General features: G+C 70.2%; 5 protein-coding genes, 1 tRNA gene and 1 rRNA gene. 6 read left to right on the top strand and 1 reads right to left on the bottom strand.

Annotated features, from left to right (window positions below; translation table 11 throughout):
• From rrf to ACGFQC_RS17115, 3 genes are all read left to right on the top strand, one after another.
• Positions 1-87 (top strand): 5S ribosomal RNA (rrf, locus tag ACGFQC_RS17125); the annotation flags it as partial.
• A gap of 114 nt (positions 88-201) precedes the next feature.
• Positions 202-864, top strand: coding sequence for a DegT/DnrJ/EryC1/StrS family aminotransferase (locus tag ACGFQC_RS17120; RefSeq protein ID WP_363091980.1), 663 nt, complete (start codon positions 202-204; stop codon positions 862-864).
• A gap of 75 nt (positions 865-939) precedes the next feature.
• Positions 940-1,012, top strand: a tRNA-Thr gene (locus ACGFQC_RS17115).
• 63 nt (positions 1,013-1,075) lie between these two features.
• On the opposite strand, the gene ACGFQC_RS17110 is transcribed toward ACGFQC_RS17115, so the two are convergent.
• Positions 1,076-3,817 (bottom strand): SpoIIE family protein phosphatase, encoded by a 2,742-nt coding sequence (locus tag ACGFQC_RS17110; protein WP_363091975.1) that lies wholly within the window; start codon positions 3,815-3,817, stop codon positions 1,076-1,078.
• Between the two features lie 327 nt (positions 3,818-4,144).
• Here ACGFQC_RS17110 and ACGFQC_RS17105 point away from each other — a divergent pair, with 327 nt between their 5' ends.
• The 3 genes from ACGFQC_RS17105 (at position 4,145) to ACGFQC_RS17095 (ending at position 13,415) form a co-directional block, all read left to right on the top strand.
• On the top strand, positions 4,145-9,613 hold the full coding sequence (locus ACGFQC_RS17105; RefSeq protein ID WP_363091974.1) for a HAMP domain-containing protein: 5,469 nt from the start codon (positions 4,145-4,147) through the stop codon (positions 9,611-9,613).
• 243 nt (positions 9,614-9,856) lie between these two features.
• A complete protein-coding gene (locus ACGFQC_RS17100; protein WP_363091973.1) occupies positions 9,857-10,543 on the top strand; it encodes a response regulator in 687 nt (228 codons plus the stop codon).
• A gap of 154 nt (positions 10,544-10,697) precedes the next feature.
• Positions 10,698-13,415, top strand: a complete 2,718-nt coding sequence (locus ACGFQC_RS17095) for a DNA translocase FtsK (protein WP_363091972.1) — start codon at positions 10,698-10,700, stop codon at positions 13,413-13,415.
• Positions 13,416-13,510 lie beyond the last annotated feature (95 nt).

Raw genomic sequence — 13,510 nt, 5'->3', positions numbered from 1 at the left:
GGTCACATTCCGAACCCGGAAGCTAAGCCTCACAGCGCCGATGGTACTGCAGGGGGGACCCTGTGGGAGAGTAGGACGCCGCCGAACAATCATTCAAAGGGTTGGGCCCTGAACTTCGGTTCGGAGCCCAACCCTTTTTTGTTCTCCGTCACTTGACGTTCATGTCCCGCGCCCAGCATCCACGGCATGGGTACTGCCGCGATGCTCAGGGCCGCAGGTGTCGGAGTCGGTGACGAAGTCGTCGTGCCGGCGTTCGGGAACGTCGAAGTGGCCGAAGCGGTCGTCCGGTCCGGCGCGCTTCCCGCCTTCGCCGACGTGGACCCGGTCACCTACTGCCTGGACACCCTCGCCGTCGAAGCGGCCATAACTCCGCGGACAGCGGCCGTCGTTGCCGTACACCGGTTCGGCCGGCCGGCCGACGTCGGGCGGCTGCGCGAGGTGGGGCAGCGGTACGGACTGCTGGTGCTCGAACAGGCGGAGCCCGACGCGCCGTACGACGAGGTGGCGCAGCGACGGGAGCGGGCCGCGTATCTCGACGCGCGGTTGCGCGGGGTACGGACACCCGACGGCGGGGACGGGCACACCTATCAGCAGTACGTGGTGCGGGTGCCGGGGAACGGGAGGCCCGATCGAGACGCGTTCGCACGGGCCCTGCGGGCCAAGGGAGTTGACTGCCGGGTGCCGGTGAGGACGCCGCTGCACCGGCTGTCCGGCCTCCGACGGCACGTGTCGTTGCCGCAGACCGAGCTGGCTGCCGACGAGACGCTGGCGCTGCCGGTCGACGCCTCGCTGACGAAGCGGGACATGCAGCGGATCGTGTCCGCGTGCAACGCACTCGGGGGACTGCTTCAACCCGCCTCTTGAGCGGGTTTGGGAACACAGCTCCGTTCGGGGTATGATCTATTCCGTTGCCGCGGGGGAAACCCCGACAAGTGACTGGCCCCCTTAGCTCAGTCGGCAGAGCGTCTCCATGGTAAGGAGAAGGTCAACGGTTCGATTCCGTTAGGGGGCTCCGCAAAAGAGAAATCCCCCCGCCCTTCCGGGCGGGGGGATTTCTCTCGTTTCCGGGTCTTCCTCACGCCACGCGCATCGCGAGGATGGCCATGTCGTCGGACGGGGCGTCCGAAGCGAACCGCTCGACCGCGCGCATGATGCGGGCCGCGACCGCGCCCGCCGTCAGGCCCGTGCAGGTGGTGAGCACGTCGGCGAGGCCGTCGTCACCCAGCATGCGGGTGCCCTCACGGCGCTCGGTGACGCCGTCGGTGACACAGAGCAGGACGTCTCCGGGATCAAGGGTGATCGTCTCCTCGTACAGCTCCAGGTCCTCCATGACACCGAGGAGCGGCTGGGGTTCGGCCGCCGGCTCGACCGTGCCGTCCTGGCGCAGGCGGAGGGGGAGGGGATGGCCGGCGCAGACCACCTTCAGCTCCGCGCTGCCGTCGGCCTGCGGACGCATCTCGCCGTAGAGGAGGGTCAGGAAGCGGCTGCGGGCGCCCTCGTCGAGGATCGCGGAGTTGAGGCGCTCCAGGACCGCCGGGCCGCTGAGACCCTCCCTCGCCAGCAGGCGGAGGGCGTGGCGGGCGAGGCCGGTCACCGCGGCCGCGTGCGGGCCGGTGCCGCAGACGTCGCCGATGGCGAAGCCGTAGGCTCCGTCGCTGATCGGGAAGAGGTCGTAGAAGTCGCCGCCGACCTCGTTGCCCTCGCCGGCCGCGCGGTAGATGACCTCCACCTCGACGCCGTCGATGTCGGGGAGTTCCGGTGGCAGGAGGCTGCGCTGGAGGGACTGACTGATCGCCGTGCGCTCGGAGTAGAGGCGGGCGTTGTCGAGGGCGAGGGCCGCTCTGCGGCTGAGGTCCTCGGCCAGCTCCAGGATCTCCTGGCGGAAGTGCTCGTCGGTGGGCTTGCCCAGGGTCAGCATGCCGATGACGCGGTTGCGGGCGACCAGGGGGAGGACGACGGTCTCGCCGCCCACCGCGGAGGCGGTGGCCAGGGTGGGGCCGATGCCCGAGGACACCTGGTGGGCCGTGCCGCCGGTCAGACCGAGGCTGCGCATCGAACTGCGCAGGGCCGCGTCGTGAGCCGCCTCGCCGGGGGCCGACCAGACGCGCGCGCCCGGGGTGGGCACCGGATCCGGCGGGGCGATCTTCGAGAGCAGCGACTTGATGCCGTCGATGAGTTCCTCGTCCTCGTGCAGGACATACGACAGATACGGCTCGGAGGCCTGGTCGGCGATCGTGTAGACCGCGCACCAGGTGGCCAGCGTCGGGACCGTCATCTGCGCCATCAGGGCCAGGGTCTGGTCGCGGTCGAGGGTGCCGGCCAGCAGGTCGGAGGCCTCCACGAGGAAGCTGAGGGAGCCGCGGCGCAGCCGCTCCAGCTCGCCCAGGCGGGCCGACTCGACGGCCAGCGCGATGCGGTCCGCGGCGAACTGGAGGCGCAGGGCCTCCTCGTTGGAGTAGCGGCCCGGGCCCTCGGCCGCGACGCCCAGGGAGCCGGTGAGGCGGCCCTCGACCTTCAGGGGGACCGTGACGACCGAGCGCATGCCGGTGCCGTTGAGGAGGGGGACCGCGCCGGGGACGGCGAGGAGGTCCTCGTGGACGGCCGGCATGCGGGCGGAGCCGTACCGGCCGGGGCCGGCCTCGACGGGGACGCGGGCGAAGCGCTGGCGGGCGGAGGGCAGGCCCGTGGAGGCGCGGACCTCCAGCTCCGTCTCGTCGTCGGTGGCGAGGAGGAGGAAGGCGGAGTCGCCGTCGAGCATGTCGCGGGCGCGTTCCACCGTGCGTTGGAGGAGGCCGTCGAGGTCGTCGGGGGCGGGGGAGCCGATGAAGACCTCGAACGGGTCCGCGCCCTGGCCGTCCGCGGGGCCGGTGTCGGTGGCGGGAACGCGCGTCGGTGACTGCAGGACGGCACGTTCGTGATCGCGGACGAGGAGGCAGACCGTGGAGGGCTCGCCGTCGGTGTCGCGGACGCGCAGGTGGGAGGCGTAGACCGGGAGCACGCGGCCGTCGGCGCCGCGGATGCCGTAGCTGCCCTCCCAGCGGGACAGCCGGAGGGCCTCGACGATGCCGGTGCTGGTTCCGGGGGTGTGCGGCCAGGCCGCGAGGTCGGTGAGGGGTTTGCCGACGACCTGGTCGGCGGGGTAGCCGAAGAGTTCCTCGGCGTCCTCGTTCCAGGCCGAGAGGGCGCCGGTGCGGTCGATCTGGACGACCGCGACGCGGACCCGGCTGTCGGCGAGCGGCAGCAGGTCCGCGGGCAGGGCCGGGCCCGCCGAGCGGGTCCCCACCGGGCGGTCGGGCAGGTCGAGCCGGAACCAGACGGTCTTGTGGGTGGGCGTGTACTCGACGCCCCAGCGGGCGGCGATGGCCGCGCACAGCTGGAGGCCGCGACCGCCCTCGCGGTCGGGGCTGCCCATGGTGGCCAGGGAGCCCTGGAGCGGGATCTCGCGCTCGGGGTAGCGGTCGGCGACCTCGATGCGGACGGCGTCCTCGTGGCGCAGGCACAGCAGGTCCGCGTGGGTGCCCGCGTGGACGACCGCGTTCGTCACCAGTTCGCTCGTCAGGACGACGGCGTCGTCGATGATGTCGGCGAAGCCCCAGCCCTGGAGGGTGTCGCGGACGAACCCGCGGGCGGTCGCGACGGATCGCCCGACGGGCTCGAAACTGGCAGCCGCGCGCGCGGTGATCACAGAACTCCTCGGCCGGTCGTCGACGTGCTTGGCGTGTTCCCGGCCGTCCTGCTCGCGTCGCTGCTGGGGCGGAAGCGCGCTCGTCGGCCGGGGGTCCGGGGGCTGTCCCCCCGGGATCAGTCCGGTGGTCATGTGTGCGGCCGCCCCTCCGATGCCCGCTCGTGCTCGTGCCACCGCCCAGACCGGACGAACCGGCGTGGCTGGACAGCCGCATGCAAGGTTACTTACCTTCCCCGCCCCCGCGGATGCCGGTCAGTTGTGTTTCCACCTCAGGGTGTGCGGACGGTGTGCGAAAGCTGCCGAAGTGTTATGGCCGGGTTCGGCGGGGGTGAAACACTGGGCAGGCTTCTTGTGAAGGTCCGGCAGACTGGGTGTCTTGTGTGTTCGCAGGGCAGCAGCCTCTTGAGCCTGCCTGATTACATCGGCAGTACGACGGTCGACCCCTCCGGGAGGGACAACGTGGAGTCTGGCGCAGCGACGCGGGGCACGAAGGCGCGCGCGAAAGGCGGACAGACCCTGAGCGGACAGCGATCACCCCGAGGCGGAACCACGACGGTGGACACCGTGGCCCTGAACCGGCTGCTGGCCGCCCTGGTCTCGATGCGGGAGGGGAACTTCCGCAAGCGGCTCACGGTGTCCGGCGACGGTGTGATGTCGGAGATCGCGGCCGTCTTCAACGAGGTGGCCGACCGCAATCTGCACCTCACGGGTGAACTGTCGCGCGTACGACGCATGGTCGGGCGTGAGGGAAAGCTCACCGAGCGGCTGGAGACGGGGGCCTGCGAGGGCTCCTGGGCGGCCGCCATCGACAACTCGAACGCGCTGGTCGACGACCTCGTGCGGCCGGTCTCCGAGGTCGGGCGGGTGCTGTCGGCGGTCGCCGAGGGTGACCTGTCGCCGCGGATGGAGCTGCGGACGCACACCCCCGAGGGGGCGGGGCATCCGCTGCGCGGGGAGTTCCTGAAGGTCGGGCGGACGGTCAACAACCTGGTCGACCAGTTGTCGACGTTCACCGACGAGGTCACGCGCGTGGCCAGTGAGGTGGGCACCGAGGGCAAGCTGGGCGGGCAGGCCCAGGTGCGCGGCATGTCGGGTTCCTGGAAGGACCTGACGGAGTCCGTCAACACGATGGCCGAGCGGCTGACGGCTCAGGTGCGCGACATCGCGCTGGTGACGACGGCGGTGGCCAAGGGCGACCTGTCGCGGAAGGTCACCGTGCACGTCGAGGGCGAGATGCTGGAGCTGAAGAACACCGTCAACACGATGGTGGACCAGCTCTCGGCGTTCTCGTCCGAGGTGACCCGGGTGGCCCGGGAGGTGGGCACCGAGGGCATCCTGGGCGGTCAGGCGCGGGTGTCCGGCGTCGACGGTGTGTGGAAGGAACTCACCGATTCCGTGAACACCATGGCCGGCAACCTCACGGCCCAGGTGCGCGGGATCGCGGAGGTCACGACGGCGGTCGCCAACGGTGACCTGTCGCGGAAGGTGACGGTGCCGGCGCGCGGTGAGGTCGCGCAGCTCGCCGAGACGATCAACCAGATGACGGAGACGCTGCGGATCTTCGCGGACGAGGTCACGCGCGTCGCCAACGAGGTCGGTGCGGCGGGACAGCTGGGCGGCCAGGCGAACGTGCCGGGGGCGGCCGGGACGTGGAAGGACCTCACCGACTCGGTCAACACCGTGTTCCGCAACCTCACGACGCAGGTGCGGGACATCGCCGCGGTCACGACGGCGGTGGCCAACGGGGACCTGTCGCAGAAGGTCACCGTGGACGTGGCCGGCGAGATGCTGGAGCTGAAGAACACCGTCAACGGGATGGTCGACCAGCTGTCGGCCTTCGGTGCCGAGGTCACGCGCGTGGCGCGCGAGATCGGTGTCGAGGGTGAGCTGGGGGGTCAGGCACAGGTGTCGGGCGCGGCCGGGACGTGGAAGGACCTGACGGACTCCGTCAACACGGCGTTCCGGAATCTCACCGGACAGGTGAGGAACATCGCCCAGGTGACGACGGCGGTGGCCAACGGGGACCTGTCGCAGAAGGTCACCGTGGACGTGTCCGGTGAGATGGCCCAGCTGAAGAACACCGTGAACACGATGGTGGACCAGCTGTCGTCGTTCGCCGACCAGGTGACGCGGATGGCGCGGGACGTGGGTACGGAGGGCCGGCTCGGCGGGCAGGCCCGCGTGGACGGCGTGTCCGGCACGTGGAAGGAGCTCACCGACTCCGTCAACTCGATGGCGGGGAACCTGACGTCGCAGGTGCGCAACATCGCGCAGGTGACGACGGCGGTGGCCCGGGGCGACCTGTCGCAGAAGATCGACGTCGACGCGCGCGGGGAGATCCTGGAGCTGAAGAACACCATCAACACGATGGTCGACCAGCTCTCCGCGTTCGCCGACCAGGTGACCCGGGTGGCGCGCGAGGTGGGCACCGCCGGGCAGCTCGGCGGACAGGCGCAGGTGCCGGGCGTCGCCGGTGTGTGGCGGGACCTGACGGACTCGGTGAACGGCATGGCCGGCAACCTCACCGCTCAGGTGCGCAACATCGCGCAGGTCGCCACCGCCGTGGCCCGCGGTGACCTGTCGCAGAAGATCACCGTGGACGCGCGCGGGGAGATCCTGGAGCTGAAGAACACCCTGAACACGATGGTCGACCAGCTGTCGTCGTTCGCCCAGGAGGTCACCCGGGTGGCCCGGGAGGTGGGTACGGAGGGGCAGCTCGGCGGGCAGGCCGAGGTGCAGGGTGTCTCCGGCACCTGGAAGGACCTCACCCAGTCCGTGAACTTCATGGCGAACAACCTGACCATCCAGGTGCGCCAGATCGCCGAGGTCACGACCGCGGTCGCCAAGGGCGACCTGTCGAAGAAGATCACCGTCGACGCCAAGGGCGAGATCCTCGAACTCGTCACCACCGTCAACACGATGGTGGACCAGCTGTCGTCGTTCGCCGAGCAGGTGACCCGGGTGGCCCGGGAGGTGGGTACCGAGGGCATCCTGGGCGGTCAGGCGCACGTGCCGGGCGTCACGGGCATCTGGAAGGACCTCAGCGGCAACGTCAACCTGATGGCCAAGAACCTGACCATGCAGGTGCGCAACATCTCCCAGGTCGCGGCGGCCGTCGCCAACGGCGACCTGACGCGGCAGGTGACCATCGAGGCGCGCGGTGAGGTGCAGCAGCTCGCCGACACCTTCAACACCATGGTGAGGACGCTGAGTTCGTTCGCCGAGCAGGTCACCAAGGTGGCCCGTGAGGTGGGTACCGACGGCATCCTGGGCGGTCAGGCGCACGTGCCGGGTGTGGCGGGCACGTGGAAGGACCTCACCGACTCGGTGAACGGCATGGCGTCCAACCTGACGGGTCAGGTGCGCAACATCGCCATGGTCACGACGGCCATCGCCAAGGGTGATCTGACGAAGAAGATCGACATCGACGCACGCGGGGAGATCCTGGAGCTGAAGACGACCATCAACACGATGGTCGACCAGCTGTCCTCGTTCGCCGAGGAGGTCACCCGGGTGGCCCGCGAGGTGGGCACCGAGGGGCAGCTCGGCGGTCAGGCACGCGTGCGTGACGTGGACGGCACCTGGCGCGACCTCACCGAGTCGGTGAACGAGATGGCCGGGAACCTGACCCGGCAGGTGCGGGCCATCGCGCGGGTGGCGACCGCGGTGACGCGCGGCGACCTGAACCTGAAGATCGACGTGGACGCGTCCGGTGAGATCCAGGAGCTCCAGGACTACATCAACAAGATGATCGCCAACCTGCGCGACACCACGATCGCCAACAAGGAGCAGGACTGGCTCAAGGGCAACCTCGCGCGCGTGTCCGCGTTGATGCAGGGCCGGCGCGACCTGGAGGACGTGGCCTCGCTGATCATGAGCGAGCTGCCGCCGCTGGTGGCCGCGCAGCACGGCGCTTTCTTCCTGGCGATGCCGACGGCCGACGGCGCCGACGAGCACTACGAGCTGCGGATGCTGGGTTCGTACGGCTACTCGATGGGGTCGATGCCGACCTCGTTCCGGCCGGGTGAGGCGCTGGTGGGCACGGCGGCCGAGGAGAAGCGGACGATCCTCGTCTCCAACGCGCCGAGCGGCTACCTGAAGATCTCCTCGGGGCTCGGGGAGGCGCCTCCGGCGCAGGTGATCGTGCTGCCGGTGCTGTTCGAGGGCAAGGTGCTCGGGGTGATCGAGCTGGCCTCCTTCACGCCGTTCACGCAGATCCAGAAGGACTTCCTCAACCAGCTCGCCGAGATGATCGCGACCAGCGTCAACACCATCTCCGTCAACACCAAGACGGAGCAGCTGCTGAAGCAGTCGCAGGAGCTGACCGAGCAACTGCGCGAGCGGTCGGCGGAGTTGGAGCAGCGGCAGAAGGCCCTCCAGGCGTCCAACGCCGAACTGGAGGAGAAGGCAGAGCTGTTGGCCCGGCAGAACCGGGACATCGAGGTGAAGAACACCGAGATCGAGGAGGCGCGGCAGGTCCTGGAGGAGCGGGCCGAGCAGCTCGCGGTGTCGATGCGTTACAAGAGCGAGTTCCTCGCCAACATGTCGCACGAGCTGCGTACGCCGCTCAACTCGCTGTTGATCCTGGCCAAGCTGCTCGCCGACAACGCCGAGGGGAACCTCTCGCCGAAGCAGGTCGAGTTCGCCGAGACGATCCACGGGGCCGGTTCCGACCTGCTTCAGTTGATCAACGACATCCTCGACCTGTCGAAGGTCGAGGCGGGCAAGATGGACGTATCCCCGACGCGCATCGCGCTCGTGCAGCTCGTGGACTACGTGGAGGCCACCTTCCGGCCGCTCACCGCGGAGAAGGGCCTGGACCTGTCGGTGCGGGTGTCGCCGGAGCTGCCGGCCACGCTGCACACGGACGAGCAGCGGCTCCTGCAGGTGCTGCGCAACCTGTTGTCCAACGCGGTGAAGTTCACCGACTCCGGCTCGGTGGAGCTGGTCATCCGGCCGGCCGGTACGGACGTGCCGGTGGCGATCCGGGAGCAGTTGCTGGAGGCCGGTTCGCTGGCCGACGCGGACGCGCCGCTGATCGCGTTCTCGGTGACCGACACCGGCATCGGGATCGCGGCCAGCAAGATGCGGGTGATCTTCGAGGCGTTCAAACAGGCCGACGGCACCACGAGCCGCAAGTACGGCGGCACGGGCCTGGGCCTGTCGATCTCGCGGGAGATCGCGCAGCTGCTCGGCGGTGAGATCTACGCCCAGAGCGAGCCGGGGCGCGGCTCGACGTTCACGCTCTACCTGCCGCTGCACCCGAGCGAGCTGCCGCCGCAGGGCTACCAGCAGCTCGTGCCCCAGCTGGAGGCCGGCGACCTGGTGGCGGCGTCCGAGAGCGGGATGCGGGAGCGGTCGGAGCTGTCCGGGCAGCAGATCCAGACGCCGGCCGAGGTGCGGTCGTACCAGGACGCGCAGAACGGTCCGGCGGCGCTGTTCCGGCGCCGGCGCCGCTCGGCGGCCGGGGGCGAGCCGCAGGTCGGGCGGCCCGAACAGTGGGCGCCCGTGCGGCAGGAGGCGGTGCCGCAGGGGTCCCGGGGCATCCGGTTCGGCGGCGAGAAGGTGCTGATCGTCGACGACGACATCCGTAACGTGTTCGCGCTGACGAGCGTCCTGGAGCAGCACGGGCTGTCGGTGCTGTACGCGGAGAACGGCCGCGAGGGCATCGAGGTCCTGGAGCAGCACGAGGACGTGGCGGTCGTCCTGATGGACATCATGATGCCGGAGATGGACGGGTACGCGACGACCACGGCGATCCGCCGGATGCCGCAGTTCTCCGGTCTGCCGATCATCGCGCTCACCGCGAAGGCGATGAAGGGCGACCGGGAGAAGGCGATCGAGTCGGGTGCGTCCGACTACGTCACCAAGCCGGTGGACCCCGACCATCTGCTGTCGGTGATGGAGCAGTGGATGCGCGCCGAGTGACGGTGACCGTGCGGGAACGCGAGGAGTTGTTGACTCGCGGTGTCCGGAAGTGTGTAGAGGGGCGGGATCCGGGGAACCTTCTGGTCTTCCGCCGCGTTCCCGCTACGTGCACAGTGACATCACGGTGACAGGGTGTGGCGACGGTCGGGGTGCGGCTACCATGACCGGCACAAGGAAGGGCGGCGCAAGGAGTCGTCCCCAGGGGCGGCGCCCGGTGCACTGCCGGGGCGAGGAGGGCGGGCCATGGTGCAGAAGGCCAAGATCCTCCTGGTCGATGACCGGCCGGAGAATCTGCTGGCGCTGGAGGCGATCCTCTCGGCGCTCGATCAGACACTGGTGCGGGCATCGTCCGGGGAAGAGGCGCTCAAGGCACTGCTGACGGACGACTTCGCGGTCATTCTGCTGGACGTCCAGATGCCGGGAATGGACGGCTTCGAGACGGCCGCGCACATCAAGCGGCGGGAGCGGACCCGGGACATCCCGATCATCTTCCTCACGGCGATCAACCACGGCCCGCACCACACCTTCCGCGGATACGCGGCGGGGGCGGTGGACTACATCTCCAAGCCGTTCGACCCGTGGGTGCTGCGCGCGAAGGTCTCCGTGTTCGTCGAGCTGTACATGAAGAACTGCCAACTGCGGGAGCAGGCGGCCCTGTTGCGGCTCCAGTTGGAGGGCGGCGCAGGCAGGGCGGTGGACGGCGGCGTCAAGGAGTCGGCCGGGCTGCTGGCCGAGCTGTCCGCGCGACTCGCGGCCGTCGAGGAGCAGGCCGAGGCCCTGTCCAAGCAGCTCGACGACGAGTCGGCGGACGCGGCGGCGGTGGCCACGGCGGCGCACCTGGAGCGCAAACTCACCGGTCTGCGTCGGGCGCTGGACGCGCTGGAGCCCGGCACCGGAAGCGGTCCGCCCTCCGTGACGTCGCAGAACTGAACCGCAACGGGCACGGGCCGTGCCGCAGTTGTGCGTGAGCGGGTGTCAGCCGGGCGAGGGCGTGCGTCAGTTCCGCGCCCCTTTGGGAGCGACACGAACGGGTGAAGCAGCGGTCACACGTGTCCCCTGCCGTCTCCCCCGGTAACCTCACACCATGGCCTCACGTCCCTCCGCAGCCAAGAAGCAGCCCGCCAGGAAGGCGGTCGCTCCCGCGAAGGCTCCGGCGAAGAAGGCCGCCGCCAAGAAGGTCCCGGCGAAGAAGGCGCCCGTCCGGAAAGCCGCGGCCAGGAAGCCCGCGCCCAAACCGGCCCCCAGTCCCACCGGGGGCGTCTACCGGATCGTCCGCGCCGTCTGGCTCGGCCTGGCGCACGCCGTCGGCGCGGTCTTCCGCGGCATAGGGAGCGGAGCCAGGAACCTCGACCCCGCCCACCGCAAGGACGGCGTCGCGCTGCTGCTGCTCGGTGTCGCGCTGATCGTCGCCGCGGGCACCTGGGCCGATCTGCGCGGCCCGGTCGGCGACCTCGTCGAGATCCTGGTGACCGGCTCCTTCGGCCGGCTCGACCTGCTCGTGCCGATCCTGCTCGCCGTCATCGCCGTACGGTTCATCCGGCACCCGGAGAAACCCGAGGCCAACGGCCGTATCGTGATCGGTCTGTCGGCGCTGCTCATCGGCGTGCTCGGACAGGTCCACATCGCCTGCGGCTCGCCCGCCCGCAGCGCCGGCATGCAGGCGATAAGGGACGCCGGCGGTCTGATCGGCTGGTCCGCCGCGACCCCGCTGACGTACGCCATGGGCGAGGTCCTCGCCGTACCGCTGCTCGTGCTGCTCACCGTCTTCGGGCTGCTGGTGGTCACCGCCACCCCCGTCAACGCCATCCCGCAGCGGCTGCGGCAGCTCGGGGTGCGCCTCGGTGTGGTGCACGAGGCGGCGGCCGAGGAGTACGACGAGTTCGGCGACGACGAGCGGTACGACGAGCAGTGGCGCGAGGCGCTGCCCGCGCGCCCCCGGCGCCGCTCCGGCGCACCGGGGGCGTACGACCCCGAGGGCGCGGAGCAGGAGGCTCTCGGCCGGCGCCGCGGGCGGCCCCGGCGCTCGGCCGTGCCGCAGCCCACGATGGACCGGGGGAGGGACGCCGTCGACATCGCGGCGGCCGCGGCGGCCGATCTCGACGGGGCCGTGCTGCACGGCATGCCGCCCTCCCGGGTCGTCGCCGACCTCACGCAGGGCGTGAGCGCCGGCGACCGCGAGCCCACCACGCCGACGCCCGTTCCGGCCCCGGCGGCCCGTCCCCGGAAGGAGAAGCCCGAGGCCGGTGTCGTCCCCGACCTGACCAAGGCCGCTCCCGAGGTCCCGCGTGAGCTGCCGCCGCGTGCCGAGCAGCTCCAGCTGGCCGGCGACATCACCTACGCGCTGCCCTCGCTCGACCTCCTCACGCGCGGCGGCCCCGGCAAGGTGCGCAGCGCGGCCAACGACGCGGTGGTCGCCTCGCTCACCAACGTCTTCTCGGAGTTCAAGGTCGACGCCGCCGTCACCGGCTTCACCCGCGGCCCGACGGTCACGCGCTACGAGGTCGAACTCGGCCCCGCCGTGAAGGTCGAGCGGATCACCGCCCTGACGAAGAACATCGCCTACGCCGTCGCCAGCCCGGACGTGCGGATCATCTCGCCGATCCCGGGCAAGTCGGCGGTCGGCATCGAGATCCCCAACACCGACCGCGAGATGGTCAACCTGGGTGACGTGCTCCGGCTGGCCGAGTCCGCCGAGGACGACGATCCGATGCTGGTCGCCTTCGGCAAGGACGTCGAGGGCGGCTACGTCATGCACTCGCTGGCGAAGATGCCGCACATACTCGTCGCCGGCGCCACCGGTTCCGGCAAGTCGTCGTGCATCAACTGCCTGATCACCTCGGTCATGATCCGGGCGACCCCCGAGGACGTCCGGATGATCCTGGTCGACCCCAAGCGCGTCGAGCTGACCGCCTACGAGGGCATCCCGCACCTGATCACGCCCATCATCACCAACCCGAAGCGGGCCGCCGAGGCGCTCCAGTGGGTCGTGCGCGAGATGGACCTGCGGTACGACGACCTGGCCGCGTACGGCTACCGGCACATCGACGACTTCAACCGCGCCGTGCGGGAGGGGACCGTCAAGCCGCCCGAGGGCAGTGAGCGCGAGCTCCAGCCGTACCCCTACCTGCTGGTGATCGTCGACGAGCTGGCCGACCTGATGATGGTCGCGCCGCGGGACGTCGAGGACTCGATCGTGCGGATCACCCAGCTCGCGCGTGCGGCCGGCATCCACCTGGTGCTGGCCACCCAGCGGCCGTCGGTGGACGTCGTGACCGGCCTGATCAAGGCGAACGTGCCCTCCCGGCTCGCCTTCGCCACCTCCTCGCTCGCCGACTCGCGGGTCATCCTCGACCAGCCGGGGGCCGAGAAGCTGATCGGCAAGGGTGACGGACTGTTCCTGCCGATGGGCGCGAACAAGCCGACGCGTATGCAGGGCGCGTTCGTCACCGAGGCCGAGGTCGCCCAGATCGTGCAGCACTGCAAGGACCAGATGGCGCCCGTCTTCCGGGACGACGTCACCGTCGGCACCAAGCAGAAGAAGGAGATCGACGAGGACATCGGTGACGACCTGGACCTGCTGTGCCAGGCGGCCGAGTTGGTCGTGTCCACCCAGTTCGGGTCGACCTCGATGCTCCAGCGCAAGCTGCGCGTCGGCTTCGCCAAGGCCGGACGGCTGATGGACCTGATGGAGTCGCGGAACATCGTCGGCCCGAGCGAGGGGTCGAAGGCACGTGACGTTCTGGTGAAACCCGACGAGTTGGACGGAGTGCTCGCCGTGATCCGCGGGGAGTCCGAAGGGTAGGGCTCCCACGTGGGGAGGGCGAGTGTTCGTGACTCACCCGTTAGAGAGCGGTGGGCAACCGTTTCCCCTCGTCGTACGTCAAGTTGAGCGAGAAC

The sequence above is a fragment of the Streptomyces sp. NPDC048734 genome (genome assembly GCF_043198675.1).
In the GTDB taxonomy this organism is placed as follows: Bacteria; Actinomycetota; Actinomycetes; order Streptomycetales; family Streptomycetaceae; genus Streptomyces.
Note: the sequence above shows the minus strand (reverse complement) of the source record. Positions and strands in the feature narration are given on the sequence as shown.